The sequence below is a fragment of the Laceyella putida genome (genome assembly GCF_042665195.1).
GTDB classification, from domain to species: domain Bacteria; phylum Bacillota; class Bacilli; order Thermoactinomycetales; family Thermoactinomycetaceae; genus Laceyella; species Laceyella putida.
Window position 1 is genome coordinate 1 of the sequence record NZ_JBHTBW010000058.1, and the last position, 24,653, is coordinate 24,653.

Annotated in this window: 43 protein-coding genes; 2 read left to right on the forward strand and 41 right to left on the reverse strand. The window is 48.6% G+C overall.

Annotated features, from left to right (window positions below; translation table 11 throughout):
- Nucleotides 1-263: 263 nt before the first annotated feature.
- Both ACFQNG_RS16200 and ACFQNG_RS16205 read right to left on the reverse strand, forming a co-directional pair.
- Nucleotides 264-686: an OsmC family protein gene (locus tag ACFQNG_RS16200; protein WP_379866622.1), complete on the reverse strand. Its 423-nt coding sequence runs from the start codon at nucleotides 684-686 to the stop codon at nucleotides 264-266.
- A gap of 14 nt (nucleotides 687-700) precedes the next feature.
- The gene (locus ACFQNG_RS16205) at nucleotides 701-1,315 is read right to left on the reverse strand and encodes a stage II sporulation protein M (protein WP_379866624.1); all 615 of its coding nucleotides are present in this window, start codon (nucleotides 1,313-1,315) and stop codon (nucleotides 701-703) included.
- Nucleotides 1,316-1,407: 92 nt separating this feature from the next.
- Here ACFQNG_RS16205 and pdaB point away from each other — a divergent pair, with 92 nt between their 5' ends.
- Nucleotides 1,408-2,172: a polysaccharide deacetylase family sporulation protein PdaB gene (pdaB, locus tag ACFQNG_RS16210; protein ID WP_379866626.1), complete on the forward strand. Its 765-nt coding sequence runs from the start codon at nucleotides 1,408-1,410 to the stop codon at nucleotides 2,170-2,172.
- Between the two features lie 79 nt (nucleotides 2,173-2,251).
- Here the strand turns inward: pdaB and ACFQNG_RS16215 are convergent, their stop codons facing one another.
- The gene (locus ACFQNG_RS16215; protein ID WP_379866628.1) at nucleotides 2,252-2,857 is read right to left on the reverse strand and encodes a KinB-signaling pathway activation protein; all 606 of its coding nucleotides are present in this window, start codon (nucleotides 2,855-2,857) and stop codon (nucleotides 2,252-2,254) included.
- A gap of 147 nt (nucleotides 2,858-3,004) precedes the next feature.
- Between ACFQNG_RS16215 and gerD the strand changes: the two genes are divergently transcribed.
- Nucleotides 3,005-3,637 carry a spore germination lipoprotein GerD gene (gene gerD / locus ACFQNG_RS16220; protein WP_379866629.1) on the forward strand — a complete coding sequence of 211 codons (633 nt, stop codon included), beginning with the start codon at nucleotides 3,005-3,007 and terminating at the stop codon, nucleotides 3,635-3,637.
- Between the two features lie 42 nt (nucleotides 3,638-3,679).
- On the opposite strand, the gene ACFQNG_RS16225 is transcribed toward gerD, so the two are convergent.
- The 38 genes from ACFQNG_RS16225 to rplD form a co-directional block, all read right to left on the reverse strand.
- Complete coding sequence (locus ACFQNG_RS16225; protein WP_379866631.1) at nucleotides 3,680-4,756, reverse strand: P-loop NTPase; 1,077 nt, start codon at nucleotides 4,754-4,756, stop codon at nucleotides 3,680-3,682.
- 49 nt (nucleotides 4,757-4,805) lie between these two features.
- Nucleotides 4,806-5,555 carry an N-acetylmuramoyl-L-alanine amidase CwlD gene (gene cwlD, locus ACFQNG_RS16230; protein ID WP_379866632.1) on the reverse strand — a complete coding sequence of 250 codons (750 nt, stop codon included), beginning with the start codon at nucleotides 5,553-5,555 and terminating at the stop codon, nucleotides 4,806-4,808.
- 68 nt (nucleotides 5,556-5,623) lie between these two features.
- A complete protein-coding gene (locus ACFQNG_RS16235; protein WP_379866634.1) occupies nucleotides 5,624-6,058 on the reverse strand; it encodes a hypothetical protein in 435 nt (144 codons plus the stop codon).
- 105 nt (nucleotides 6,059-6,163) lie between these two features.
- Nucleotides 6,164-6,556: a 30S ribosomal protein S9 gene (gene rpsI, locus ACFQNG_RS16240; protein ID WP_379866636.1), complete on the reverse strand. Its 393-nt coding sequence runs from the start codon at nucleotides 6,554-6,556 to the stop codon at nucleotides 6,164-6,166.
- Between the two features lie 18 nt (nucleotides 6,557-6,574).
- A complete protein-coding gene (gene rplM / locus ACFQNG_RS16245) occupies nucleotides 6,575-7,012 on the reverse strand; it encodes a 50S ribosomal protein L13 (protein WP_379866637.1) in 438 nt (145 codons plus the stop codon).
- A 187-nt stretch (nucleotides 7,013-7,199) separates the two neighbouring features.
- Nucleotides 7,200-7,952, reverse strand: a complete 753-nt coding sequence (gene truA / locus ACFQNG_RS16250; protein ID WP_379866639.1) for a tRNA pseudouridine(38-40) synthase TruA — start codon at nucleotides 7,950-7,952, stop codon at nucleotides 7,200-7,202.
- A gap of 16 nt (nucleotides 7,953-7,968) precedes the next feature.
- Entirely contained in the window at nucleotides 7,969-8,763 is a 795-nt protein-coding gene (locus ACFQNG_RS16255; protein WP_379866641.1) for an energy-coupling factor transporter transmembrane component T family protein, read from the reverse strand.
- Nucleotides 8,760-9,623 (reverse strand): energy-coupling factor transporter ATPase, encoded by an 864-nt coding sequence (locus ACFQNG_RS16260; RefSeq protein WP_379866642.1) that lies wholly within the window; start codon nucleotides 9,621-9,623, stop codon nucleotides 8,760-8,762. The genes ACFQNG_RS16255 and ACFQNG_RS16260 overlap by 4 nt, the downstream gene beginning before the upstream one ends.
- Entirely contained in the window at nucleotides 9,599-10,447 is an 849-nt protein-coding gene (locus tag ACFQNG_RS16265; protein WP_379866644.1) for an energy-coupling factor transporter ATPase, read from the reverse strand. The genes ACFQNG_RS16260 and ACFQNG_RS16265 overlap by 25 nt, the downstream gene beginning before the upstream one ends.
- 88 nt (nucleotides 10,448-10,535) lie before the next feature.
- The gene (gene rplQ / locus ACFQNG_RS16270; RefSeq protein ID WP_379866647.1) at nucleotides 10,536-10,928 is read right to left on the reverse strand and encodes a 50S ribosomal protein L17; all 393 of its coding nucleotides are present in this window, start codon (nucleotides 10,926-10,928) and stop codon (nucleotides 10,536-10,538) included.
- A gap of 25 nt (nucleotides 10,929-10,953) precedes the next feature.
- The gene (locus ACFQNG_RS16275) at nucleotides 10,954-11,898 is read right to left on the reverse strand and encodes a DNA-directed RNA polymerase subunit alpha (protein WP_379866649.1); all 945 of its coding nucleotides are present in this window, start codon (nucleotides 11,896-11,898) and stop codon (nucleotides 10,954-10,956) included.
- Between the two features lie 159 nt (nucleotides 11,899-12,057).
- Nucleotides 12,058-12,456 carry a 30S ribosomal protein S11 gene (rpsK, locus tag ACFQNG_RS16280; protein ID WP_379866651.1) on the reverse strand — a complete coding sequence of 133 codons (399 nt, stop codon included), beginning with the start codon at nucleotides 12,454-12,456 and terminating at the stop codon, nucleotides 12,058-12,060.
- 21 nt (nucleotides 12,457-12,477) lie between these two features.
- A complete protein-coding gene (gene rpsM, locus ACFQNG_RS16285; RefSeq protein WP_379866653.1) occupies nucleotides 12,478-12,846 on the reverse strand; it encodes a 30S ribosomal protein S13 in 369 nt (122 codons plus the stop codon).
- 19 nt (nucleotides 12,847-12,865) lie between these two features.
- A complete protein-coding gene (rpmJ, locus tag ACFQNG_RS16290; protein WP_022738894.1) occupies nucleotides 12,866-12,979 on the reverse strand; it encodes a 50S ribosomal protein L36 in 114 nt (37 codons plus the stop codon).
- Nucleotides 12,980-13,049: 70 nt separating this feature from the next.
- Nucleotides 13,050-13,268, reverse strand: a complete 219-nt coding sequence (infA, locus tag ACFQNG_RS16295) for a translation initiation factor IF-1 (protein WP_379866654.1) — start codon at nucleotides 13,266-13,268, stop codon at nucleotides 13,050-13,052.
- Between the two features lie 4 nt (nucleotides 13,269-13,272).
- The gene (locus ACFQNG_RS16300) at nucleotides 13,273-13,578 is read right to left on the reverse strand and encodes an RNA-binding protein (RefSeq protein ID WP_379866655.1); all 306 of its coding nucleotides are present in this window, start codon (nucleotides 13,576-13,578) and stop codon (nucleotides 13,273-13,275) included.
- Between the two features lie 15 nt (nucleotides 13,579-13,593).
- Nucleotides 13,594-14,340, reverse strand: coding sequence for a type I methionyl aminopeptidase (gene map, locus ACFQNG_RS16305; RefSeq protein ID WP_379866657.1), 747 nt, complete (start codon nucleotides 14,338-14,340; stop codon nucleotides 13,594-13,596).
- Nucleotides 14,337-14,990, reverse strand: a complete 654-nt coding sequence (locus ACFQNG_RS16310; RefSeq protein ID WP_379866658.1) for an adenylate kinase — start codon at nucleotides 14,988-14,990, stop codon at nucleotides 14,337-14,339. Before ACFQNG_RS16310 ends, map begins: the two co-directional genes overlap by 4 nt.
- 116 nt (nucleotides 14,991-15,106) lie before the next feature.
- Complete coding sequence (gene secY / locus ACFQNG_RS16315; protein ID WP_379866659.1) at nucleotides 15,107-16,405, reverse strand: preprotein translocase subunit SecY; 1,299 nt, start codon at nucleotides 16,403-16,405, stop codon at nucleotides 15,107-15,109.
- Nucleotides 16,405-16,845 carry a 50S ribosomal protein L15 gene (rplO, locus tag ACFQNG_RS16320; protein WP_379866660.1) on the reverse strand — a complete coding sequence of 147 codons (441 nt, stop codon included), beginning with the start codon at nucleotides 16,843-16,845 and terminating at the stop codon, nucleotides 16,405-16,407. The genes secY and rplO overlap by 1 nt, the downstream gene beginning before the upstream one ends.
- Before the next feature lie 33 nt (nucleotides 16,846-16,878).
- Nucleotides 16,879-17,073 (reverse strand): 50S ribosomal protein L30, encoded by a 195-nt coding sequence (gene rpmD / locus ACFQNG_RS16325; RefSeq protein WP_379866662.1) that lies wholly within the window; start codon nucleotides 17,071-17,073, stop codon nucleotides 16,879-16,881.
- 7 nt (nucleotides 17,074-17,080) lie between these two features.
- A complete protein-coding gene (gene rpsE / locus ACFQNG_RS16330) occupies nucleotides 17,081-17,548 on the reverse strand; it encodes a 30S ribosomal protein S5 (protein ID WP_379866782.1) in 468 nt (155 codons plus the stop codon).
- A gap of 47 nt (nucleotides 17,549-17,595) precedes the next feature.
- Nucleotides 17,596-17,964 carry a 50S ribosomal protein L18 gene (gene rplR / locus ACFQNG_RS16335; RefSeq protein ID WP_379866664.1) on the reverse strand — a complete coding sequence of 123 codons (369 nt, stop codon included), beginning with the start codon at nucleotides 17,962-17,964 and terminating at the stop codon, nucleotides 17,596-17,598.
- A 35-nt stretch (nucleotides 17,965-17,999) separates the two neighbouring features.
- On the reverse strand, nucleotides 18,000-18,536 hold the full coding sequence (gene rplF / locus ACFQNG_RS16340; protein ID WP_379866665.1) for a 50S ribosomal protein L6: 537 nt from the start codon (nucleotides 18,534-18,536) through the stop codon (nucleotides 18,000-18,002).
- Between the two features lie 28 nt (nucleotides 18,537-18,564).
- Nucleotides 18,565-18,963, reverse strand: a complete 399-nt coding sequence (gene rpsH / locus ACFQNG_RS16345) for a 30S ribosomal protein S8 (RefSeq protein WP_379866666.1) — start codon at nucleotides 18,961-18,963, stop codon at nucleotides 18,565-18,567.
- Between the two features lie 24 nt (nucleotides 18,964-18,987).
- Complete coding sequence (locus tag ACFQNG_RS16350; protein ID WP_379866668.1) at nucleotides 18,988-19,173, reverse strand: type Z 30S ribosomal protein S14; 186 nt, start codon at nucleotides 19,171-19,173, stop codon at nucleotides 18,988-18,990.
- 41 nt (nucleotides 19,174-19,214) lie between these two features.
- Nucleotides 19,215-19,757 (reverse strand): 50S ribosomal protein L5, encoded by a 543-nt coding sequence (rplE, locus tag ACFQNG_RS16355; protein ID WP_379866670.1) that lies wholly within the window; start codon nucleotides 19,755-19,757, stop codon nucleotides 19,215-19,217.
- A gap of 25 nt (nucleotides 19,758-19,782) precedes the next feature.
- On the reverse strand, nucleotides 19,783-20,136 hold the full coding sequence (gene rplX / locus ACFQNG_RS16360; RefSeq protein ID WP_379866672.1) for a 50S ribosomal protein L24: 354 nt from the start codon (nucleotides 20,134-20,136) through the stop codon (nucleotides 19,783-19,785).
- A gap of 55 nt (nucleotides 20,137-20,191) precedes the next feature.
- Nucleotides 20,192-20,560, reverse strand: a complete 369-nt coding sequence (gene rplN / locus ACFQNG_RS16365; protein WP_379866674.1) for a 50S ribosomal protein L14 — start codon at nucleotides 20,558-20,560, stop codon at nucleotides 20,192-20,194.
- 40 nt (nucleotides 20,561-20,600) lie between these two features.
- Nucleotides 20,601-20,867 carry a 30S ribosomal protein S17 gene (rpsQ, locus tag ACFQNG_RS16370; protein WP_379866676.1) on the reverse strand — a complete coding sequence of 89 codons (267 nt, stop codon included), beginning with the start codon at nucleotides 20,865-20,867 and terminating at the stop codon, nucleotides 20,601-20,603.
- Nucleotides 20,864-21,076 (reverse strand): 50S ribosomal protein L29, encoded by a 213-nt coding sequence (rpmC, locus tag ACFQNG_RS16375; RefSeq protein WP_379866678.1) that lies wholly within the window; start codon nucleotides 21,074-21,076, stop codon nucleotides 20,864-20,866. Before rpmC ends, rpsQ begins: the two co-directional genes overlap by 4 nt.
- Nucleotides 21,073-21,498 (reverse strand): 50S ribosomal protein L16, encoded by a 426-nt coding sequence (rplP, locus tag ACFQNG_RS16380; protein WP_379866681.1) that lies wholly within the window; start codon nucleotides 21,496-21,498, stop codon nucleotides 21,073-21,075. Before rplP ends, rpmC begins: the two co-directional genes overlap by 4 nt.
- A gap of 3 nt (nucleotides 21,499-21,501) precedes the next feature.
- Nucleotides 21,502-22,161 carry a 30S ribosomal protein S3 gene (gene rpsC, locus ACFQNG_RS16385; RefSeq protein ID WP_379866682.1) on the reverse strand — a complete coding sequence of 220 codons (660 nt, stop codon included), beginning with the start codon at nucleotides 22,159-22,161 and terminating at the stop codon, nucleotides 21,502-21,504.
- 29 nt (nucleotides 22,162-22,190) lie between these two features.
- Complete coding sequence (gene rplV / locus ACFQNG_RS16390; RefSeq protein ID WP_379866684.1) at nucleotides 22,191-22,523, reverse strand: 50S ribosomal protein L22; 333 nt, start codon at nucleotides 22,521-22,523, stop codon at nucleotides 22,191-22,193.
- A gap of 30 nt (nucleotides 22,524-22,553) precedes the next feature.
- Entirely contained in the window at nucleotides 22,554-22,835 is a 282-nt protein-coding gene (gene rpsS / locus ACFQNG_RS16395; RefSeq protein ID WP_379866685.1) for a 30S ribosomal protein S19, read from the reverse strand.
- 42 nt (nucleotides 22,836-22,877) lie between these two features.
- Nucleotides 22,878-23,708, reverse strand: a complete 831-nt coding sequence (gene rplB, locus ACFQNG_RS16400; RefSeq protein WP_379866687.1) for a 50S ribosomal protein L2 — start codon at nucleotides 23,706-23,708, stop codon at nucleotides 22,878-22,880.
- Between the two features lie 30 nt (nucleotides 23,709-23,738).
- Nucleotides 23,739-24,026 carry a 50S ribosomal protein L23 gene (gene rplW / locus ACFQNG_RS16405; protein WP_379866690.1) on the reverse strand — a complete coding sequence of 96 codons (288 nt, stop codon included), beginning with the start codon at nucleotides 24,024-24,026 and terminating at the stop codon, nucleotides 23,739-23,741.
- On the reverse strand, nucleotides 24,023-24,649 hold the full coding sequence (gene rplD, locus ACFQNG_RS16410) for a 50S ribosomal protein L4 (RefSeq protein ID WP_379866692.1): 627 nt from the start codon (nucleotides 24,647-24,649) through the stop codon (nucleotides 24,023-24,025). The genes rplW and rplD overlap by 4 nt, the downstream gene beginning before the upstream one ends.
- Nucleotides 24,650-24,653: the final 4 nt, after the last annotated feature.

The window sequence follows — 24,653 nt, forward strand, 5'->3', positions numbered from 1 at the left end:
ATCAAACTCTCCGTTAAAGGTCTTGGCGCTTTGGCGCCAGACTTGAGGTTTGAGTCTATGCTCATTGGTAACACACAAAGTGTCACATCGAATTGACAGGTCACGTTCACTCTTTAGTTTTCAAGGAACACTTCATTTTTCAATTCACCGCTCTCTCGCGGCGACATTTGTTATGTTACCACAGGCCCAAATTAATGTCAACAGCAGATTCAAAATAAAATAAAGGAAGAGCGATTCCCCTAAATGGATCGCCCTTGCAACACTTACTCCATGTCAAACCGTTGCCCATTGATCTCAAAACTTGCCGTCACTTTGGCGTTGAGGGAGTTGGACACGGAGCAATATTTCTCCACGGACAGCTCCACCGCGCGGCGCACTTTGTCTTCCGGCAAATCCCCGGTTAACCGATAATGCATATGAACATGTGTGAAACGGCGTGGGTATTCATCTGCGCGTTCACCGTTCACTTCCATCGCAAAAGACTCCACATCCAAACGCATTTTGCGCAAAATCTCAACAATATCAATCCCGGAACATGTCCCTACCGCGGACAGAAGCACCTCGGTTGGGCGCGGTCCGATATTGTGCCCTCCCACTTCTTGCGCGGCATCAAGGGAAATGGTATGGCCGGAAGGGGTCTCTGTTTTAAAATGCATATCGCCTTTCCATTGAATATCGACTTTCATCAATGAAACCTCCTTTATTGCGTGCCAGATAGGATAAGAACCGATTCAATCATTGCGGCAATCGCCAAGAAAATCGCGATGATGATGATCAATTTCGGCAAGCGCATCCGAATGCCTTTCCACTCTTGGACAGACGCTTCACGCCGCTCTGGTAACTTCCCGGAAAACAAGCAGCGCCAACCGGCCATCCCCAAACGAATCCCGACGGCTGCCGCCAATATCGTGGCTGGCAACTCAAGCAACCCGTGCGGCAAAATTTGCGTAACCAATATGGTTAACGGATGCCTCCCGCTGGTCTCAGCCGCCGAATCTAATAGTACACCAAGGAGCATTCCGTTAGTCAACATGGCCATAAACGGGATAATCCCCAATAACAAGCCATACGCGATCATTTTTAACGAGGCAAACAAGTTATTAACAAATATGGTGGAAAAGGCGTTAAAAAAAGTGGGGTTCTTGCTGATCGAGCTCACCACTTGCTCCAGTTGTTTCATGATCCCCATCTGTTTGAGGCTTTGCAATATGGCTTCCCCATTGACAAAACCGGCAATGGCACTGGTAAGGAATACGATCGTCGCGATGCCGATATACCTGCCTTCTTCCTTGATCGCCACCAACCATGTCCTCATGGCATCCACTCCTTAGCTTTATGAGATTCAATCATAACCCTCGTCCATCGGCATAGATTGTTAGTAAGAGGTTCTGACTGGGAGGGTCATAGATGAATTTGTTCCTTGTCTTATCTGCGAAACGCCTAAAAAGCAGTTTTTTCATCATCTTAGCCATGTTTTTCGCCATCGGAGTCTTCTATGCGGAAAATAAAAACATTCAAGTGTTCTTCCCCATCGATCCGGGTCCCTCAGCCATCTACAGTGTAGATACGGAGAAAAAACAGGTGGCCCTCACGTTTGACATTAGTTGGGGAGAGGAACGAACCGGTCCGATATTGGATGTATTGGAGCAAAAGGGGTTAAAAAAAGCCACGTTCTTCCTTTCTTCCCCGTGGGCTGAAAGCCATCCCGATTTAGTCAAACGGATTGTCGACATGGGTTTTGAAATTGGAAGCCACGGCCATCGGCACGACAATTACAGCCAATACAATGAAGAGCAGATCCGCACGCAAATCGGCAAAGCTGACCACATCTTGACGGAAGTCACAGGCAAAAAACCGAAGCTCATTCGCTTCCCGAATGGCGATTTTGACAAGCGCGTGTTGCGCATCGCGAATGAGATGGGATATAAAACGATCCAATGGGATACCGATTCGCTTGACTGGATGAACCCCGGCAAGGAAAAAATCGTGAACCGCGTTCTCAAACGGACTCACCCTGGCGATATCATTCTCATGCATGCCAGCGATTCCTGCCGGCAAACCCATGAAGCTTTGCCTGTGATCATTGACTCTTTGCGCAAACAAGGATATGAGTTCGTTACCGTCTCTGAGTTGATTGCCGGCTCAGAGGTGAAGATGAAGGCTGTTGATTAATATTGTAACCCACTTCCAATCGGACATGAAAGCGGACAAACCAGTTTCCTGACTTTTGGGAAACTGGTTTGTCGGTTTCTTATGCGGATGTGGTTTGTTGAGGTTTTGCCGTCGGCTTGAGCCAACGGTGCAACTGAAGAATCTGCCAAGCATTGCATACCAACAGCACAACCACGCTATGAAAAATGATCAACAACGGGATTTCCCCCGCTTTGGAGTTGATCGACGGAATCGCCTCAAGAATGGTGGCCACGACCATAAAGAACAACGTGGGAATATAAGCTGAGGCATTGGTCCATTTTTCTTTCAGTTTGGCCACGATTAAAGCCGTTAAGAGAATGATGAACGGAATCAATAAGTGCAACCAAAAACTTTCCCCGCTGAATTTGACGGTATTGAGATAGACTAAGTTCCCCAGGATGATCACCGTGAGGACCAACATCGTCACATCGTAACCCAGTTTATGGCGAATCAGCCCCTTCGCCAAGAAGTTAAAGACCAAATATGCAAAGAACCCTAATTCGGCCACCGCCGCCAGGGTCAAACTCAATAGCAGTTGTTTTGTTATGTCGCCAAACATCTTCTGCCCCGCCATCGCTTCCAGGACAAAAGCGAGGACCACCGCTGTGACTCCACCCAGCACAAGGGTAGACCAAAACCAATAAAAAAGTTTTTTAAGTGTCATTGCCGTCTCTCCTGTTCGATTTCCTCTTCTCGATTGTATCAAAATCATTTTGCCTGTGAAAGTGGACGGCTCTTTTCTCTGCATAAAACAATTCCCGCCATTCCATATTAAAAGTAGGTACCCTTGGAAACGGAGGCAGAACACCTTATGCAGCGCTTAAAATGGATAACCCCGATCATCATCGGTCTTTTTCTCATTTCATGCAGCAACAACCAATCTCAACCACAAGAACCGGATTACCAAAAAATCAAAGAGATCACTTTAGACGTTCTGCACACAACAGAAGGCAAGAAAATGCTGGAAGATGTGATGACAGACCCTTCGTTCAAACAAAAGGTCACGATTGACTCGCAAGAGATGGAAAAGGTCTTGACCAAGTCCTTAACGGATGAAAAAACCAAGAAGGACTGGGAGAAGATCTTTCAAAAAGAAGAAGTGACCGCCGGATTATATAAAGCCACCGAAGAGCAACAGAAAAAACTGCTCAAAACGATGATGAAAGACCCAGAGTACCAGAAAATGATATTGGATCTCTTAAAGGATCCGCAGTTTTCCCAACACCTGATCCAATTGTTGAAAAGCCAGCAAGCCCGCAAGGAAGTGCAAAAGCTCATGGAAGAGCTGATCTCCGTCCCAAGCATTCAGGAAAAACTCGCCAAGAAAGTGCAACAGGGAGGTAAACAGAAGCAAGGCAGTGACGGCGGTGAAGGCGGAGGAGAAAGTGGCGGCGGAGGTAGCGGCGGAGGCGGCGGTGGCGGTGTAGGCGGCGGCGGATCATAATAACAAAGGCTACTGAATCGATGGCTCAGTAGCCTTTTTGCTTTAACCTTGCACAGGCACTTTTTGAATCAATTTGCGCGCTAACTCTGAATAGATTTTGCCAATGAAGTGATCAGCATCATAAATGGAGGGAGCGAAGTTGGGATCATCCACATTGTCATTGTCCGGGGCGCCTAAAGGAATTTGCGCCAACAATTCAATATTCAATTCCTTCGCCAGCTTTTCGCCACCGCCGCGCCCGAACACATATTCGTGCTCACCGTATTTGTTTTGGTACCAAGCCATATTTTCTATAACGCCAAGCAATTCATGTTTGGTGGCATGAAGCGCCATCGCCCCTGCCCGGGCCGCGACAAAGGCGGCGGTGGCGTGTGGGGTCGTCACCAGGATTTCCTTGCTTTGCGGAATCAACTGATGAACATCCAAAGCCACATCCCCCGTCCCAGGAGGCAAGTCTAAGAGCAGATAATCCAGTTCTCCCCAATGCACTTCACTGAAAAAATTGCGCAACATCTTTCCAAGCATGGGTCCACGCCATACGACGGGTGCGTTATCCTCAACGAAGAAGCCCATGGACATGACTTTCACACCAAACCGTTCAACTGGCAAGATGGTTTGATCAATCACCACAGGGCGTTGCTCAATCCCCATCATATCTGGCACACTGAAGCCATAGATATCGGCGTCGACGATCCCCACCTTTTTGCCTTCCCGAGCCAGGGCGACAGCCAAGTTAACTGTAACCGTCGATTTACCCACACCGCCTTTGCCGCTGGCAATCGCGATAAAAGCGGTTTTCGACTCTTTGGACAACAGTGGCGGCACCTGCGCTTCGCTGGGCTGACGCAATGATTCCGAAAGCTTTCTGCGTTCTTCATCAGTCATCGCACCAAACCGAACGTCCACTTCGGTGGCTCCCAACCTTTTCAATGCTTCTTCTACATCCTCTTGGATCTTAAACTTGAGTGGACAACCTTGAACAGTCAGAATCAGATCGAGTGAAACACGGGTCCCCTTGATCTCAATATTGCGAACCATATTTAACTCAACCAGACTTCTATTTATCTCAGGATCTTTCACTTCTTTTAATGCATCTAAGATTTGTGCTGTCGTTAACATGGCAAAAGAACACCTCGATCGAAAGCGATTTCTTCCCTATTATATCACATTAGTGGTCAGATAATGGGGGTGCCCCTTTGCCGGCATAAAACTGCAATAAACCGAGGTAAATCGCTGCGGCTATTTTCTTCTGGTAGCTTTCACCGGCAAGTAGTCTCGCCTCTTCCGGATTGGATATGAAGCCGACTTCGACCAATGCCGTGGGTACATGGGCTTCCTTTAAGATATACACATCACTTTTTTGTTTGGCCAGCCGATTCGTATTTCCCAATTGTTTGATCAACTCAGCTTGAATCAGGGTGGCCAACCGTTTGTTTTCTTCACGGACGGGATTATAAAAAGTTTGGGCGCCAGACCACTTCGGGGAGGGAATGGCATTGAGATGAATACTGATCAACGCGTCCGCCCTCTTCTCCTTCAGCAGATGAATCCGGCGCAACAAGTCCTCTACTTTCCGCCGGTTGATCCGTTCAGTCCCAGGATCGGCCAAGTCCTGATCGACTTCGCGCGTCATCATCACATAAGCCCCCGCTTCTTGCAAATACTCGCGCAAAAACAGCGCAATGGGCAAGGCGATCTCTTTCTCAACCAATCCATTTCCGACGGCCCCGCCATCCGGCCCCCCATGACCCGGATCGATCATGATCACTTTACCGCTCAGGGGGATTGCCATCGTGTTGGACGTATTTACGCTCATGACGGAAATCGTGCCAATGAGACCAGCCAATCCCCCCGTGATGAACAGAATCATCCACCACTGCTTCTGGTTTTGTTTCCACCAATCAACCGCTTGCCTCATGAGTCTCGCCTCACTTCCACTTCCTACCTACTAGCTAATGTATGGGACAAGACTCTGTTATATGATTGCTAACGCTTTCCGGCATACCCTTTCATAAACCAGTTTTTGCTCAACTCTCCCAACAAGATAAATACAGATTCCGCACTCCATTCATCCAACCACTGAAACACATGGAACTCCTTCGTTAATTGTTCCACCAACGTTTGGCAAGCGGCATGATGACGTGAAGTGAAATGATGGGACTCAGCTTTGCACATCATTGGGGCTTTCCCCTGCGCCTTGGCTTCCTTTAACCCACAGACAAAAGCCTCGTATACCAATCGGTAGCATAACTCCATGAGAAGCCACTTTCTCGACGGGGGCCAATATTTTGTCATCGGCTCGATCAACTTTACTTTTACCCGCTCCATCTCTGTCCATGGAAACGTGTCCAAGGCATATTCCCGCAACTTTTCTTCCCGTTTGATTCGTAATGAGTCAATATGGATAATCTCTCCCACCAACGTTCTCGCTCCTTCGTCTGCAACATTTTTTTTAGTGTTGACGAAAGAAGCAAAGAAAAAACCCTCGGAACCAGTCCGAGGGTTGTGCAAAACAGTTGGCTCGATTTAGCGCTTGGAGAACTGCGGCGCGCGGCGAGCGGCTTTGAGACCGTATTTTTTACGCTCTTTCATCCGTGGGTCACGAGTCAAGAAGCCAGCTTTCTTCAAGGAAGGACGAAGTTCTGGATCTACTTTCAACAGTGCGCGTGCGATCCCATGACGGATTGCGCCCGCTTGTCCCGTGAAGCCACCACCTGCAACGTTTACCAATACATCATAACGATCCGTGGTGTTGGTCAGTACTAATGGTTGACGTACGATCGCTTTTAAGGTTTCCAGGCCAAAATAGTCATCAATGTTACGACCATTGATCACAATGCGGCCATCCCCGGCAACGAGGCGAACACGAGCGACCGATTCCTTACGGCGACCGGTTCCATAGAATTGAACTTGTGCCAAATCGGTAACCTCCTTTTATTAACCGCGCAGTTCCCACTCAACTGGCTGTTGAGCCTGATGAGGATGTTCGGAACCAGCGTATACTTTTAGTTTTTTGAATTGCTTACGACCCAGAGTGTTTTTTGGCAACATGCCTTTTACTGCGAATTCAATCAAACGCTCCGGATGTTTCGCGCGCATGTCACTTGCTACAGTCGCTTTGAGACCGCCTGGATGACCAGAGTGACGATAGTAAGTTTTTTGGGCCCATTTTTTACCGGTCAATTCAACTTGATCAGCATTGATCACAATAACAAAATCACCAGTATCCACATGGGGAGTAAATTCAGGTTTATGCTTTCCGCGAAGCAAGGTAGCTACTTCAGTTGCGAGGCGACCCAAGGTTTTGCCCGCAGCATCTACCACATACCATTTCCGTTCCACTTGATTTGGCTTAGCCATAAATGTGGTACGCATCGTATTCCCTCCTCTATCACAACGGGTTGACCGTTTACTCTTAACAGATTTAGAAGCATTTGTATTTTGAAGCACTGACAAGCTTTGCGCCGAACAAACTCCATCGGGGCATGGAGTGGAAAATACCAAGCGTTATCTTACCTCAAAAATGGCGAAATGTCAAGAAATCACCAGGGAAAAGCCCTTTTCACAAATTGTTCCAGGGATGATATCCCACTTCCATCAAGATAAGCCCCTCAGGTGGGAAAGTAGGGCCCGCTTGCGTCCGGTCACAAGCAGCCAGTATGGCTGGAATCGCAGCAGGATCAAGTTGTTTTCGCCCCACTTCGACTAACGTGCCGGCCAGAATTCGAACCATATTGTATAAAAAACCGCTTCCTGTCACTTGAATCGCATATCCGTGCTCTTCTTCCACGATTTCACACCGATATATCGTGCGCACCCGGTCTTCCACCACCGTTTTGGCCGAGCAAAAGGAGGTGAAATCATGGGTTCCCACCAGATGGCCGGCTGCTTCCCGCATCGCTTGGAAATCTACTGGATAAGGAAGATGAGTGCGGTAACGACGCGAAAACACATCTGGTGCGCGTCTTGTGTCTATTTGATAACGATAGGTCTTCCAATAGGCGCTTTTGCGAGCATGAAAGTCGTGCGGCACTTCTTCACTCGACACGGCGACGATATCGCGGGGCAACATGTTGCGCAAGATATACGCCACCTTCTCGGCCGGGATCGGGCTCTTCGTCACAAAATGGCAGATTTGCCCCTGCGCATGCACCCCCGCATCCGTTCGACCCGAACCGTGGATTTCCACCTCTTCGCGGGTCAATATGGCCAACGCGTTTTCCAATTCACCTTGAATGGTGCGTTGCCCCGGTTGACGCTGAAACCCAGAAAAGTCTGTTCCGTCATAGGCAATGTGTAATTTGATCTTTTTCATCCGTTCTTTCGGCCTCCTACTTCTCCAAAAGCCACAGCGCCAACCATAGCATCATTGATGCGGGAATCAGCCACAAGTCACGAGGGGCAAACATCAATTCCCGCCAGCGGCTTCGCCCCTCTCCCCCACGGTAACCGCGGGCTTCCATCGCCATGGCCAGTTCTTCAGCACGTCGAAACGACGAGATTAAGAGAGGGATCAAGATGGGAATGTAACTCATGAGTCGCTTTAGCAGATGACCGCTTTCGAAATCGACACCACGAGCCATTTGCGCCTTTTTGATCTTTTCCGTTTCCCCCCATAAAGTGGGGATAAACCGAAGCGCAATGGACATCATCATCGCTAACTCGTGCACGGGCACCCGGACCTTTGTTAGCGGCTTCAGCAACTGTTCCAGCGCGTCCGTGATCTCGATCGGGGAGGTGGTGAAGGTAAGAAGGGTCGCGATCGCCATCAAGATAAATAAGCGCAACGACATGAGTCCCGCTTGCATTACACCGGCTTCATGAATGGAGAAGACCGGCGTGGCGAGCAAAACCTCTCCGCCCTTGGTCGTCAACAAATGCAAGAGTGAAGTGAGAAGAACCAAAAAAAGAATCGGTTTGACGGCATGAAAGAAAAGTGAATATGAGATGCGCGCCATTTTGACGGCGGCCAGAACAAACAAGGTAAGCAACAGGTAAGACGGCCACGTGTTCGCATAAAATACGAGAAACATAAAGACAAAAACAAACACAAGCTTGCCGCGAGGGTCCAAACGATGCAAAAACGAATCGGTCGGGACATACTGTCCAATCACGATCGGAGTCAACCCTTTTCCCCTCGCTTCCATCTTGACTGAAGCTCACGTTCCAACTCTTCAACCGTAAAAATCGTTAACGGAAGCGGCGGCTCGAGCTGTTGGTTCAGTCGAGCGATCAATTTGGTGATCGGCGGCAAATCCAACCTGAGTTGGGAGAGACGCTCGGCTTCCCGAAACACTTCTTTCGGTGTGCCGGAAAGCGCGATCCGCCCTTCGGATAGGATGACTAACTGCTCCCCATACCGTGCCGCTTCTTCCATCTGGTGGGTAACCAAAATCACCGTTAAACCCCGCTCCCGATGCAAGAGTTCAATCATCTCCAGCATCTCTCTTTGACCACGTGGATCGAGACCGGCCGTCGGTTCGTCCAAGATCAAGACTTGCGGTGCCATCGCCAAGATACCGGCGATGGCGACTCGCCGCATCTGTCCTCCACTTAAGGCAAAAGGGGAGCGATCTTTTAACGAGGGTGAGAGCCCAACCCACCGCATGGCTTCTTCTACCCTCATGACGACCTGTTCTTCGGTTAATCCCTGCAATCGGGGGCCAAATGCAATATCTTTGGCGACGGTCTCTTCAAACAGCTGGTGCTCGGGGTATTGAAAAGCTATCCCGACCGCACGCCTGATTGGAGCGGTCTGTTTGCTTCCGCCCGTCATTTCTTGATCCCCGATCCATATGCGCCCCGATGTCGGTTTGATCAAACCAGCCATGGTCTGAATCAATGTCGATTTGCCGGAACCCGTTGCCCCCATCAACGCAACAAACGAACCGCTAGAAATGCGCAGGTTGATATCCGTTAGCGCCTGTTTGGCAAACGGCGTCCCGGGATGATAGATGACGTTCAATTTCTCGATAACAATCTCCATATTTCACTCACCAGATCCTCTTTACTGGTGATGGAAGCGCGCATCGGCCATCCTGCTCCAATCAGGCGATGATGCAACTCCACTTCAAGGGGGACATCCAAATCCCACTCTTTCAGCTTCATCGCTTCAGGATAAAGCTCGGCCACAGGGGCATCCAGTTTGATTTGCCCATCCGCCATCACAATCATCCTCTCGGCCATAAATGCTTCGATGGCAGAATGGGTAATATGAATAACAGTGGTACCCAGTTGATTAAGCGATTGAATCAGTTGGGACACTTCCGATCGTCCCTGTGGATCCAGCATCGATGTGGCCTCGTCAAACAAGATGACATCCGGTTGCATCGCTACAATCCCGGCAATCGCCAAACGCTGTTTCTGACCGCCTGAGAGATGGTGCGGCTCTCGTTCTTCCAGCCCGACCAATCCAACCAACTGAAGCGCATGAGCCACTCTTGCTCTCATCTCGTCACGCGGCAGACCCATGTTTTCTAAACCAAAAGCGACATCGTCCTGAACAGTAGGTGCGACAATTTGATTATCTGGATTTTGAAAAACGATTCCAACCCGACGTCGAATTTGCCACAGCTCTTGTTCATTTGATGTCGCTCGTCCACAAACGTGCACATCTCCTTCAGTAGGGAGATACAACCCAGCTAGTATGCGTGCCAATGTTGATTTTCCAGAACCATTGGGGCCAACGATGCTTACATACTCACCTGCCCCGATAGTGAGCTGAATATCTTTGAGTGCCCATTTTTCCTTGGGCACTTCATCAGGCTGATAGTGAAACCAGAGATTGGAAACGTGTAAGATCGGCTCCATTTTGGCTCCTTAAAAGAAAAAAGGGTAAACGTCAGGACCGGCCGGATCCTGCCCTCACCCTTTCTAATTCAACCTATCAACGCATGGTTTACTTCACTAATTCGATGAAAACCATAGGTGCACCGTCACCACGGCGAGGTCCGAGCTTCAGGATGCGAGTGTAACCACCATTGCGCTCTTGGTAGCGTGGTGCGATCTCGTCAAACAGCTTTTTCACTGCATCGACGTTTTTGTTATGGGTAACTTCTTCCCCGTCTTTTACGGTGTTGGAACGAGTCGTACGAACAAAAGCAGCCGCTTGGCGACGTGCGTGCAGATCACCGCGTTTGCCGAGGGTGATCATTTTCTCCACGATGGAGCGCACTTCTTTTGCTTTGGATTCGGTGGTTTCGATACGCTCGTTGATAATCAGGTCCGTTACCAGATCACGGAGCAACGCTTTGCGGGCTCCCGTGTTTCTGCCGAGTTTGGAATATGCCATCTTATTTCCCTCCCCCTACCAGTTGTTAGTCATCTTTGCGAAGTGACAACCCGAGTTCTTGCAACTTCTCTTGAACTTCTTCCAGAGACTTGCGTCCCAAGTTGCGCACTTTCATCATATCTTCTTCTGATTTCTGTGTGAGCTCTTGGACGGTGTTGATGCCAGCACGTTTGAGACAGTTGTAAGAACGTACGGAGAGATCCAATTCTTCGATGGTCATCTCCATCACTTTCTCTTTTTTGTCCTCTTCTTTTTCTACCATGATTTCAGCATCTTTTGCTTGTTCAGTCAGACCTACAAATAACATTAAGTGTTCATTTAAGATCTTAGCCCCAAGGCTCACTGCTTCATCCGGCTTCAAGCTGCCGTTTGACCATACTTCTAGGGTCAATTTATCGTAGTTGGTTACTTGTCCAACACGAGTATTGGTAACTTGGTAGTTAACCCGTTCAATTGGAGTGTAAATCGAATCAATCGGAATGACACCGATCGGTTGATCTTCACTTTTATTCTTATCGGCGGACACATATCCGCGGCCACGATTCGCGGTCATCCGAATGCGAAGATGAGCATCTTCAGACAATGTAGCGATGTGCAAATCGGGATTCAACACCTCTACATCACTGTCAGCGCGAATATCCCCCGCTTTAACTTCTCCCGGGCCTTCGAGATCGATCTCCAGGATTTTCTCTTCATCAGAATGAATTTTGAGAGCAAGTTGTTTAATGTTGAGAATGATCTCCGTGGTATCTTCTACAACTCCAGGAATCGTGGAGAACTCATGCAATACCCCATCAATCTGGATGGTTGTAACGGCCGCACCTGGCAAAGAAGAGAGCAGGACACGGCGCAGAGAATTGCCCAGGGTAGTGCCGTATCCGCGTTCCAAGGGTTCCACCACAAATCTTCCGTAACGATGATCATCACTGATTTTTACAGTTTCGATCTTCGGCTTTTCAATTTCAATCATACGGCTCACAAACCCTCCTTCAGAACGTCGCGTTCTGGGCGTTATCTCCCTAGCAGCTGAAATGTGTAGTGTATATAGGAAAGACAAGGAAATCCAGTCCTATCCAGTATACACGATTCTTTACAAAAATAAACCACGGATCAGCTTAAATGAAGCAGATTACACACGACGACGTTTTGGCGGACGGCAACCATTGTGAGGGATTGGTGTTACGTCTTTAATTAAGCTGACTTCCAGGCCTGCCGCTTGCAGAGAGCGGATTGCCGCTTCACGACCTGCGCCAGGACCTTTAACAAGAACATCAACCGACTTCATCCCGTTTTCCATTGCGGTTTTAGCAGCTGCTTCCGCTGCCATTTGCGCTGCGAATGGAGTGCTTTTACGGGAACCTTTGAATCCCATCGTACCGGAGCTTGCCCAAGCAACGGTGTTACCACGTGGGTCCGTGATCGTAATGATCGTATTGTTGAAAGTAGAACGGATATGAGCTACACCCGTTTCAATGTTCTTTCTCACACGGCGTTTTACGCGCTGAGTAGTCGTTTTACGTTTAGCCACTGTTTTCCCTCCTCGCTACGATTATTTTTTCTTGTTCGCAACCGTGCGGCGTGGACCTTTACGGGTACGAGCATTGGTTTTGGTACGTTGACCGCGAACTGGCAAACCACGACGATGACGAATGCCGCGGTAGCAACCGATCTCGATCAAGCGTTTGATGTTCAGGGCGACTTCGCGACGAAGGTCACCTTCCACCACCAGGTTTTTGTCGATAAAGCTACGCAGCTTGGTTACTTCTTCTTCCGTTAAATCACGAACGCGAGTATCCGGATTGATACCAGTAGCTTCCAAGATTTTTTGAGATTGAGAACGACCGATACCGTAAATGTAAGTGAGGGCGATCTCAACACGTTTCTCACGTGGCAAGTCGATACCTGCAATACGTGCCATACGCTACACCTCCCGTCTATTAGCCTTGTTTTTGCTTGTGTTTTGGATTTTCACAGATTACCATTACAGCCCCTTTGCGACGAATCACTTTGCACTTTTCGCAAATGGGCTTCACAGATGGTCTTACTTTCATCTTGTTAACCTCCTGTCTGTGTCCCACTTTCAGTTTGGCACCCTAAGGTTAACGCAATCACTTCGCGAAATTACTTATAACGGTAAGTGATCCGCCCACGGGTTAAGTCATAAGGGGAAAGTTGCACGGTCACTTTGTCTCCTGGCAAAATGCGAATAAAGTGCATGCGGATTTTGCCAGAAACGTGCGCCAACACTTCGTGACCATTATCCAACTCTACACGAAACATTGCATTTGGCAGGGGCTCTTTGACGATCCCTTCAACTTCGATCACATCTTCCTTGGCCATCGATTCACTCTCCTTTTTGCTCACTCTGGAGCAGGTATTGGTTCAGGGCGTATCGCAACTTGGCATTGGTAACACGACCATGATGACTCAATGCTTCCGCCACATCCTCGCTCACATGTTTGGTCAGCTGGATGTGTTTCACGTTTTTCTTTTTGGGATGGTCAAATTTACGCTGATCCCCATCAGCCAGAAAAACGAAATGTGGTTCCTCAAAACTGATTACTACAGCGAATTGACCTGCATCTCTCCCGCGCAGTATACGCACGATCTGTCCTGGACGGGGTCTGCAGTCAACAGCAGCCACATTCATCACCCTTCACCTGGATTACGCTTTCGTCAGAATCTCATGGCCTTCATCCGTGATCGCAATCGTATGCTCAAAATGGGCACAGATTGAACCGTCAGTTGTAACAACCGTCCAATTATCCGCAAGTGTCCGCACAAAGCGTTTGCCGAAATTGACCATCGGCTCCACCGCCAAGGTCATTCCTGGTTTAAGGCGAGGCCCTTTTCCCGCCAAACCATAATTGGGCACGCTTGGTGCTTCATGTAAGTTCTGGCCGATTCCATGACCTACATACTCACGTACAATCGAAAAGCCCGCTTCTTCAGCTACTTGCTGAACTGCATGAGAGATATCACCGATGCGCGCACCTGGTTTCGCTTGTTCCAAGCCTTTGTATAGGCTCGCTTCGGTAACGGAAAGCAATTTTTCCGCTTCTGGAGAAATTTTCCCTACAGCGTATGTCCACGCTGAGTCCCCGTGGTACCCTTGATAACAGGCGCCGATATCGATGGAGATGATATCTCCTTCTTTTAGCACACGGTCACCGGGAATTCCATGAACCAGCTCTTCGTTGACCGAAGTGCAAATGCTTCCCGGAAATCCATTATACCCCTTAAAAGAAGGAGTCGCTCCCAAACGGGTAATCACTTTCTCCGCAATCCGGTCCAACTCTTTCGTCGTTACGCCGGGCTGTATCGCTTTTTTCAACTCTTGATGGGTCAAATAAACGATTTTGCCCGCTTCTCTCATACGGTCTAACTCTTTTGCCGATTTTAAAATAATCATTTTACGGAACCTCGAATCAGTGACAAAATTTGTTCGGTCACTCTTTCGATCGGCTGTTCCCCATTCACGCGATGAAGTTTGCCAGTCGATTCGTAGTACTGAAGCAAGTGCCGGGTTTGTTCCAGATTCACTTTGAGGCGTTCATGTACGGTTTCAGCACTGTCGTCAGCACGTTGGTAAAGCTCGCCACCACAACGGTCGCAAACCCCCTCTTTTTTTGACGGTGCAAACACCACATGGTATGAAGCACCGCAATCACGACAGATGCGTCTGCCCGTTAGACGTTTTAGGAGTTCATCTTCACTTACTTCAATATATAGTACGAAATCGATAGCGCGATGAAGCTCTTTTGTCAACTCATCAAGTGCTTCAGCCTGCGGAACCGTTCTTGGAAAACCATCCAACAAAAAGCCGTTCGCACAATCATCTTTGCCCAACCGCTCACGGACAATACCAATCGTCACACGATCTGGAACTAGTTGACCACGATCCATGTAGGACTTTGCTTCCAAGCCTAATGGCGTTTCTTCTTTTACCGCTGCCCGAAACATGTCTCCTGTTGAGATGTGAGGGATTTTCAGCTCCTCAAGTATTCGGCTCGCTTGCGTGCCTTTTCCTGCTCCGGGCAAACCCATCAATACGATATTCAAGCCTCATCCCTCCCGGTACGGTTGCCTACGGGCGGTCCGCATGTACAGGTTAAACCACAACAATGGTCTGCTCATGCATAGTCCCCGGAAGAAGGCTCCGGGGGTGTTCGATCATCTTATTTATGCATAAAGCCTTTATAATGGCGTTTAATCAACTGACTTTCGATCGTTTTCATCGTTTCAAGCGCTACCCCGACAACGATCAGAAGGGATGTGCCACCAATCTGAACTTGCTGCGGTAGGTTTGCGAGATTGATCAGGATGATCGGCAGAATGGACACAGCCGCCAAGAAGAGAGCACCCGTTAAGGTTAAACGGTTCATCACCTTCGTCAAATAAGTGGTAGTGGCCTTACCAGGGCGAACACCTGGAATAAATCCGCCGTTTTTCTTCATCTGATCAGCCAATTGAATTGGATTCAGCTGTACAAACGTATAGAAGTAAGTAAATCCGATGATCAAGATCACGTACAGTGCCATCCCGAGGCTAAACTTGGTGTAATCGAAGTTGACGATAATCCAATCAGCAACCGGATTGCCTCGCCAAAAGTTCGCGATTGTCTGCGGAAACATCAAGAGTGACAGGGCGAAGATCACAGGAATCACACCAGCTGCGTTGATTTTCATCGGGATGTGGGTGGATTGGCCACCGTACATTTTGCGCCCCACCACACGTTTGGTGTATTGCACTGGGATCTTTCTTACACCTTGCTGAATATAGATGACCGCCACAATCAGAATGATGGCGACAAGCAACACGCCTACCATCTTCAGAATGCCGAGGAAGAGTTGATCTTTGTCCTTAAAAAACGATTCCGCGAGATATCCCACCTGACCAGGGAGTCCAGCCACAATCCCCGCAAAGATCAGAATGGAAATCCCATTCCCGATTCCTTTGTCGGTGATCTGTTCACCCATCCACATCAAGAAACAGGTACCCGCTGTCAGGGACAAGCCGATCAGGGCGTAGGACCATACACTCTGATCTACGATGAAACCATTGGTGGCTCTGTTGAAACCAATGGACACCCCGATCGATTGGATCAAGGCCAACACAACGGTGAAGTAACGGGTGAATTGCGCCAATTTACGACGACCCACTTCCCCTTCTTTGGCCCAGCGCGCAAACGCCGGAATCACATCCATCGAAAGCAATTGCACGACGATCGAAGCGGTGATGTAGGGCATAATTCCCATCGCGAAAATCGAGAAGTTTTGAAAGGCATTCCCCGAAAATGCGTTGATCAGGTTAAAAACCCCTTGGGTCTCATTCATCAATTGCTGAAGCATAGCGGCGTTAGTGTTCGGAACCGGAATGAAACTTCCGATCCGAAAGACCACTAACATCATCAGGGTAAAAAAGATACGACGACGAAGATCTTCAACCTTAAAGATGTTCCCCAGGTTCCGAATCATTAGATTACCTCCGTCGCTCCACCAACGGCGTTGATTTTTTCAATCGCAGAGGCAGAGAATTTATGAGCTTTCACAGTCAGCTTTTTGCTCAGTTCACCATTGCCCAGGATTTTCAAACCATCTTTCAAGTTTTTCACAACGCCTTCTTGAACCAGGAGTTCTGGAGTTACGACCGTGCCCTCTTCAAAACGGTTCAAGGTATCAAGGTTAACAATCGCATACTCTACACGATTTGGGTTGGTAAAGCCACGTTTTGGCAAACGGCGATAGATCGGGTTTTGTCCGCCTTCAAAACCAGGGCGCACACCACCACCGGAACGAGCGTTTTGCCCTTTGTGACCCTTACCAGCGGTCTTGCCTTGGCCAGCAGAAATCCCGCGACCTAAGCGTTTTTTCTTATGACGAGAACCTGGAGCCGGTTTCAGCTCGTGCAATTTCATCCTTCGCACCTCCTCTTCAACAGATCATATCGCTTACTCAGCGATTTCTTTCACTTCTACCAAATGGTTCACTTTGTTAATCATACCACGAATAGCCGGATTATCTGAATGGACAACGGTTTGCTCACGTTTCGTAAGACCGAGTGTGCGCAGGGTGACACGTTGCACTTCCGGACGGCCGATCATACTACGCTTCAGCGTGATTGCCAGTTTCTTAGCCACGGTCATCCCTCCCTTATCCCAACAATTCCTCTACGCTTTTACCGCGTAATTTTGCTACGTCCTCAGGACGCTTCAAGCTTTCCAATCCGGCGAGTGTCGCGCGAACCATGTTGATTGGGTTGTTAGAACCAGTAGATTTGGTGAGGATGTCACCAACACCAGCCGCGTTCAATACGTCACGCACCGGACCACCAGCGATAACCCCGGTACCTTTGGAAGCGGGTTTCATGATTACTTGACCAGCACCGAAACGACCCAAAACATCGTGCGGGATGGTGCTACCCTTCAGAGGAACGGTAATCATGTTCTTTTTCGCATCTTCGACTCCCTTGCGAATCGCTTCTGGCACCTCAGCCGCTTTACCGATACCAGCGCCAACTTTACCTTTGCCGTCGCCCACCACAACCAGTGCGCTGAAGCTGAACCGACGACCACCTTTAACGACCTTCGCTACGCGGTTAATGTTAACCAGCTTTTCGATATACTCGGACTGCGCAGCTTCTCTTTTGCGTGGCTTTTCTTGCTTGCTCAAAAGTCTAGACCCCCTTCCCGTGCTCCTTCAGCCAAAGCTTTAACCCGACCATGATAGAGATATCCGCCACGATCGAATACTACTGATTTGTGTCCTTTTTCAAGCGCACGTTGTGCGACCAATTCACCAACGATGCGTGCAGCCTCAACCGTACCAGCGTTTACTCCTTTGGCTTGGAATTCAGGATCCAGGGTAGACGCGGCTGCAATGGTATGACCCACGGTATCGTCGATCAATTGTGCATAAATGTTTTTAGAAGAACGGAAGACGTTCAGCCGTGGACGTTCAGCCGTTCCGAACAGACGCTTGCGAACACGCAGGTGACGTTTTTTCCGTTTCTTATTGCGATCTTCCTTGCGAATCACGGTCTAGCTCACTCCCTTCTAGTTAGGCGATTCGATTACTTACCTGTTTTACCTTCTTTGCGGCGAATCACTTCGTCGCTGTATTTAATCCCTTTGCCTTTGTAAGGCTCAGGCTCACGGATCTTGCGGATGTTGGCAGCCATTTCGCCAACTTTTTGTTTATCGATCCCTTTTACTACGATTTGGGTTTGAGAAGGCACATCCAACTCAATCCCTTCCAGCGGCTTTACTTCCACAGGGTGGGAGTAACCTACGTTCAATACCACGTTGCTTCCTTTTTTCGAAGCACGGTATCCGACACCGACCAACTCAAGCGTTTTGGAGAATCCATTGGATACACCCTCAACCATGTTTGCGACCAAGCTGCGAGTGGTACCATGGAGTGCACGGTGTGTGCGTTGATCGCTTGGACGCTCAACGATCAACTCGTTGTTCTCCACCTTAATGGCGATATCGGAATGGAAGTTGCGGGATAACGTGCCTTTTGGCCCTTTTACCGTTACCTTGCCGCCTTCAACTTTCACTTCTACTCCAGCTGGGATAACAACTGGTTTTTTACCGATACGGGACATTCCATTCACCTCCATCCGTTAGCCAAAATTACCAAATATAAGCGAGTACTTCTCCGCCCACTTTGTTTTGACGAGCTTCTTTATCAGTCATGATTCCTTTGTTCGTAGACAGAATCGCAATACCCAAACCACGCAATACACGTGGAATTTCGGTTGATTTTACATATACGCGCAAACCGGGTTTGCTGATGCGTTTCAGTCCGGTTATTACCTTTTCGTTGTTCTGACCGTATTTCAGGAAGATGCGAATGATGCCTTGTTTGTTGTCTTCAATATACTCAGCATCGCGAATGAAACCTTCACGTTTCAAGATTTCAGCGATCTCCCGTTTCATACGAGACGCAGGGAACTCAACGCTCTCATGACGCACCATGTTGGCGTTACGAATTCTAGTCAGCATATCTGCAATCGGGTCAGTCATCACCATGAGAAACCCTCCTTCCTATCATCATTACCAGCTAGCTTTTTTAACGCCGGGAATCTGCCCTTTGTAGGCCAACTCACGGAAGCAGATACGACACAGCTTAAACTTGCGCAATACAGAATGTGGACGACCACAACGTTCGCAACGGGTGTAAGCGCGCACGGCGAATTTCGGTTCACGCTTAGATTTTACGATCATCGACTTCTTGGCCAAGTGATTCCCTCCTTTAATCGTATTTTTAAATCCGTTCAGGATTATTTGCGGAATGGCATACCCATCAGGGTGAGAAGCTCACGGGCTTCTTCGTCGGTGTTGGCCGTCGTTACGATAACAACGTCCATACCACGAACTTTATCCACTTTATCGTAAGCAATTTCCGGGAAGATCAGCTGTTCCTTCAGACCCAAGGTGTAGTTACCCCGGCCATCGAACGCTTTAGGAGAAACCCCACGGAAGTCACGTACGCGTGGCAGAGCGATGTTCATCAATTTGTCCAAGAAGTGATACATACGCTCCCCACGAAGGGTTACTTTCACACCGATCGGCATTCCTTCACGAAGCTTGAAGCCAGCGATCGATTTTTTAGCACGGGTGATGACTGGTTTTTGACCAGCAATCAGGGTGAGATCTTCCACTGCTCCATCCAACGATTTGGCATTGGCTACCGCTTCACCCACACCCATGTTGATGATCACTTTCTCAACTTTAGGTAATTGCATCGAAGACTTGTAGTTGAACTTCTTCATGAGGGCTGGAGCAACCTCATTCAGGTACAGCTCTTTCAGACGTGCTGCCACTTTGTGTACCTCCCTTCCTTAAACATTACTTGTCAAGAATTTCGCCAGATTTTTTCGCAACGCGAACTTTTTTCATCTCACCGTTTTTACCCTCAACGAATTGGTAGCCAACACGGGTTGGTTCTTTCGTTTTTGGATCCTCGATCATCAAGTTGGAAACGTGGATTGGCGCTTCTTTTTCAATGATGCCACCTTGAGGGTTTGCTTGGGTTGGGCGAGAATGCTTTTTCACCATGTTTACGCCTTCAACTACCACGCGATTCTCTTTTGGGAGAACTTTGATCACGCGACCGCGGGTGTAAACTTTTTTGCCGTTTTCGAAGTATGGAGCTTCTTTACCGCGCATTACGATAACCATATCGCCTTTTTTGATGTGCATGTCTCTAGCACCTCCTTACTTACCGACATGTTACTTTGTCATAAAGAACAACAGATTACAGTACTTCCGGTGCCAAAGAAATGATCTTCATGAAATCACGATCACGCAGCTCACGGGCAACTGGTCCGAAGATACGAGTTCCACGTGGGCTTTTATCTTCTTTAATTACAACCGCTGCGTTTTCATCAAAACGGATGTAGGAACCATCTGGACGACGAGATGGGCGAACCGTGCGCACCACTACGCACTTCACTACATCCCCCTTCTTGACAACGCCACCGGGTGTAGCTTGTTTCACAGAAGCTACGATAATGTCACCGATACCGGCAGTGGACTTTTTGGAACCACCCAATACACGGATGCACATAACTTCCTTCGCACCAGAGTTGTCAGCCACACGAAGACGTGTTTGAGGTTGGATCATGGTATTCCCTCCTTCCCGCGTCATTCACGCGTGTCTCATGTTAGATGATAACAGCTTCTTCTACGACTTCTACTAAACGGAAGCGTTTGTCTTTGGAAAGCGGACGGGTTTCCATGATTCTTACGATATCGCCCACTTTTGCTTGGTTGAGTTCGTCATGAGCTTTGAATTTTTTGGTGTATTTCACGCGCTTACCGTACAGTGGATGTTTCTTATAGGTCTCAACAGCGACAACGATCGTTTTATCCATTTTATCGCTGACCACTTTGCCGACACGTACTTTACGGCGAGTTGTACGCTCGTTCATCCCTGTTTCCTCCTTTCGATTCCCAGTTCGCGCTCCCGTAAGACCGTTTTAGCACGGGCAATATCTTTGCGAACTTGGCGTAACCGGGCTGGATTTTCCAATTGTCCAGTAGCCGATTGGAAGCGGAGGTTAAACAGTTCTTCCTTGTACTGTGCGAGCTTTTGCTCGATCTCGGCGGTGGTCAACTCTACTAGCTCTTTTGCTTTCATTCGTTACCACCCGCTTCTTCACGTTTTACGAATTTCGTTTTTACTGGTAATTTCATAGCTGCCAGACGCATCGCTTCACGAGCTGTTTCTTCCGGTACACCAGCCAACTCAAACATGATGCGTCCTGGTTTTACAACCGCGACCCACTTTTCAGGGGAACCTTTACCGCTACCCATCCGTACCTCAAGTGGTTTTTGGGTGATCGGTTGATCCGGGAAGATCTTGATCCACACTTTACCACCACGTTTGATGTAACGGGTCATGGCAATACGGGCAGCTTCGATTTGACGGTTCGTAATCCAAGCTGGCTCAAGCGCTTGTAAACCGTATTCGCCGAATGCGACTTCAGTGCCGCCTTTCGCCTTCCCTTTCAGGCTCGGACGATGCGGACGACGGAATTTCACACGTTTTGGCATCAACATAGATTACTCGCCTCCTTCCGCTGCTCCTTTGTTTTTGGTTGGCAATACTTCGCCACGATATACCCAAACTTTTACACCGATACGGCCATATGTGGTGTGCGCTTCTGCAAAACCGTAGTCAATATCCGCACGCAAGGTGTGAAGAGGTACAGTACCTTCACTGTAACCTTCGCTACGAGCAATATCCGCGCCACCCAAACGTCCGCTAACCATGGTACGAATCCCTTTCGCACCAGCACGCAGAGAACGTTGGATCGCTTGCTTCATCGCACGACGGAAAGAAACACGACGCTCCAATTGTTGTGCGATGCTTTCAGCCACGAGATATGCATCAAGCTCTGGGTTTTTGATTTCGTTAATGTTGATGTGAACTTTCTTATTGGTCAATTTCGCAAGCGCTTGGCGCAATGCTTCAACTTCCGTACCACCTTTACCGATTACCATGCCTGGCTTCGCGGTGTGAATGGTGATGTTAACGCGGTTAGCTGCGCGCTCGATCTCAACAGTGGAAACCGCTGCGTCTTTCAGGCGTTTTTTCACGAATTCACGGATCTTAATGTCTTCGTGCAATAAATCAGCATAGTCTTTGTCAGCGTACCATTTGGATTCCCAATCGCGAATCACTCCGACACGCAGACCAACTGGATTTACCTTTTGACCCACAGCTTCATCCCTCCTTATTCAATAATTGATTACTTTTCGCTTACAACCACAGTGATGTGGCTGGTACGCTTGTTAATACGGCTCGCACGACCCATAGCACGAGGCATGTAACGCTTCATGGTTGGACCTTCGTCAACAAACGCTTTTGCTACAACCAGACGGCTGGAGTCCATGTTAAAGTTGTGCTCAGCATTTGCAACTGCAGAAGCGAGTACTTTCTCGATAATCGGAGATGCTGCGCGAGGAGTAAATTTTAAGATCGCCAGTGCCTCTTCTACGGATTTACCGCGAATCAAGTCCATAACCAGGCGCGCTTTGCGTGGAGCGATGCGCACATAGCGTGCAACAGCTTTTGCTTCCATGTTGTAACCCCCCTCTCTTTAACCAGACCTCTACCGTCTTTTCGTTTTCTTGTCATCAGCGGCGTGACCTTTGTAGGTGCGCGTTGGAACAAACTCGCCCAATTTGTGGCCTACCATGTCTTCGCTCACAAATACAGGAACATGTTTGCGACCATCATGCACTGCAAACGTATGACCAATGAATTCAGGGAAAATGGTAGAGCGACGAGACCAGGTTTTGATTACTCGTTTTTCACCTTTTTCATTCAGTTCTTCAACTTTCTTGATCAGGTGAGCATCTACAAATGGTCCTTTTTTCAAGCTGCGGCCCATATAGTTAACCTCCCTTCGAGTGAGGCTTTATCCCAGCCTAGATTACTTCTTGCGACGACGGATAATATATTTGTCAGATGCTTTGTTTTTCTTGCGGGTTTTGTAACCAAGGGTTGGTTTGCCCCATGGAGTCATCGGAGACTTGCGTCCGATTGGTGCACGACCTTCACCACCACCGTGTGGGTGATCAACCGGGTTCATCACGGAACCACGAACGGTTGGTCGTTTACCCAACCAACGGGAACGTCCAGCTTTACCAATGGTGATGAGCTCATGATCGAGGTTGCCCACTTGACCGATGGTCGCGCGGCACTCCACGTTGATCATGCGGGTTTCACCGGAAGTCAAACGGATGATCGCGTATTTGCCCTCTTTACCGAGAAGCTGTGCGGAAGCACCAGCTGCACGTACCAATTGTCCACCGCGACCTGGTTTCAGCTCGATGTTGTGAATAACGGTACCCACAGGGATGTTTTTGAGTGGCAATGCGTTACCTACGCGGATGTCTGCTTCAGGACCAGACATGATGGTGGTTCCAACTTTCAAGCCATGTGGAGCGAGAATGTAGCGTTTCTCACCATCAGCATAGTGAATCAGGGCGATGTTTGCAGAACGGTTTGGATCGTATTCGATCGTAGCCACTTTACCTGCAATTCCATCTTTGTTGCGTTTGAAGTCGATAATACGGTATTTGCGTTTATGACCACCGCCTTGATGACGTACAGTCAAACGGCCTTGGTTGTTGCGACCCGCTTTGCGCACCAGGGTAACAACCAAGGATTTCTCCGGTTTGTCGGTGGTGATTTCTTCAAAAGAAGAAACGGTCATGTGACGACGGGATGGAGTCGTCGGTTTAAAGTGTTTAACAGCCATTCCTTTTTCCCTCCTTTTTGTTTGGGATGATTACACTTCAAAGATTTCGATCGGTTTGCTGTCGGTAGCCAACTTGACGATCGCTTTCTTTCTTTCGGAAGTACGTCCGCTGTAACGGCCGTAACGTTTGATTTTGCCAGGAACACGCATGGTGTTCACTTGCGCAACCTTCACGCCGAAGATTTTCTCAATCGCTTTTTTCACTTCCACTTTGTTGGCGCGTGGATCTACTTCAAATACGTATTTCCCTTGCTCCATCAATTCGGTGGAAGCTTCGGTGATGACCGGACGACGGATGATATCGCGTGGGTCTTTCACTGGCCAAGCACCTCCTCAACGCGATTCACAGCTCCACGAGTGAGAATCAATTTGTCGTGATAGAGGACGTCCAGTACGTTAACTCCATCAGCAGAGATGAGTTTTACTCCTGGGATGTTACGTGCTGCGAGTACTGCGTTTTCTTCCAGGTTGTCAGTCACAACCAACGCTTTTCTCTCCACTCCCAGATTTTTGAGCACTTGAACCATGTCACGGGTTTTTGGTTGTTCCAGTTTCAGCTCATCCAGTACAACCAATTGGCTATCGATCACTTTGGAAGCGAGAGCCGATTTGATCGCCAGACGACGAACCTTCTTAGGTAATTTATAAGCATAGGTACGTGGGGTTGGTCCAAATACCACACCACCGCCTACCCATTGTGGAGAACGAATGCTACCTTGACGAGCACGTCCGGTGCCTTTTTGTCTCCATGGCTTTCTACCACCACCGCGTACAGCGGAACGGTTTTTTACAGCGTGGGTACCGCGACGCAGGGACGCTTGTTGCATCACAACGGCATCATGCAGTACAGCTTGGTTAGGGGTAATACCGAAAATCGTTTCAGCCAATTCGATTTCTCCCACTTGCTGACCGCTCATGTCTAAGACTGCTACCTTTGGCATGGAT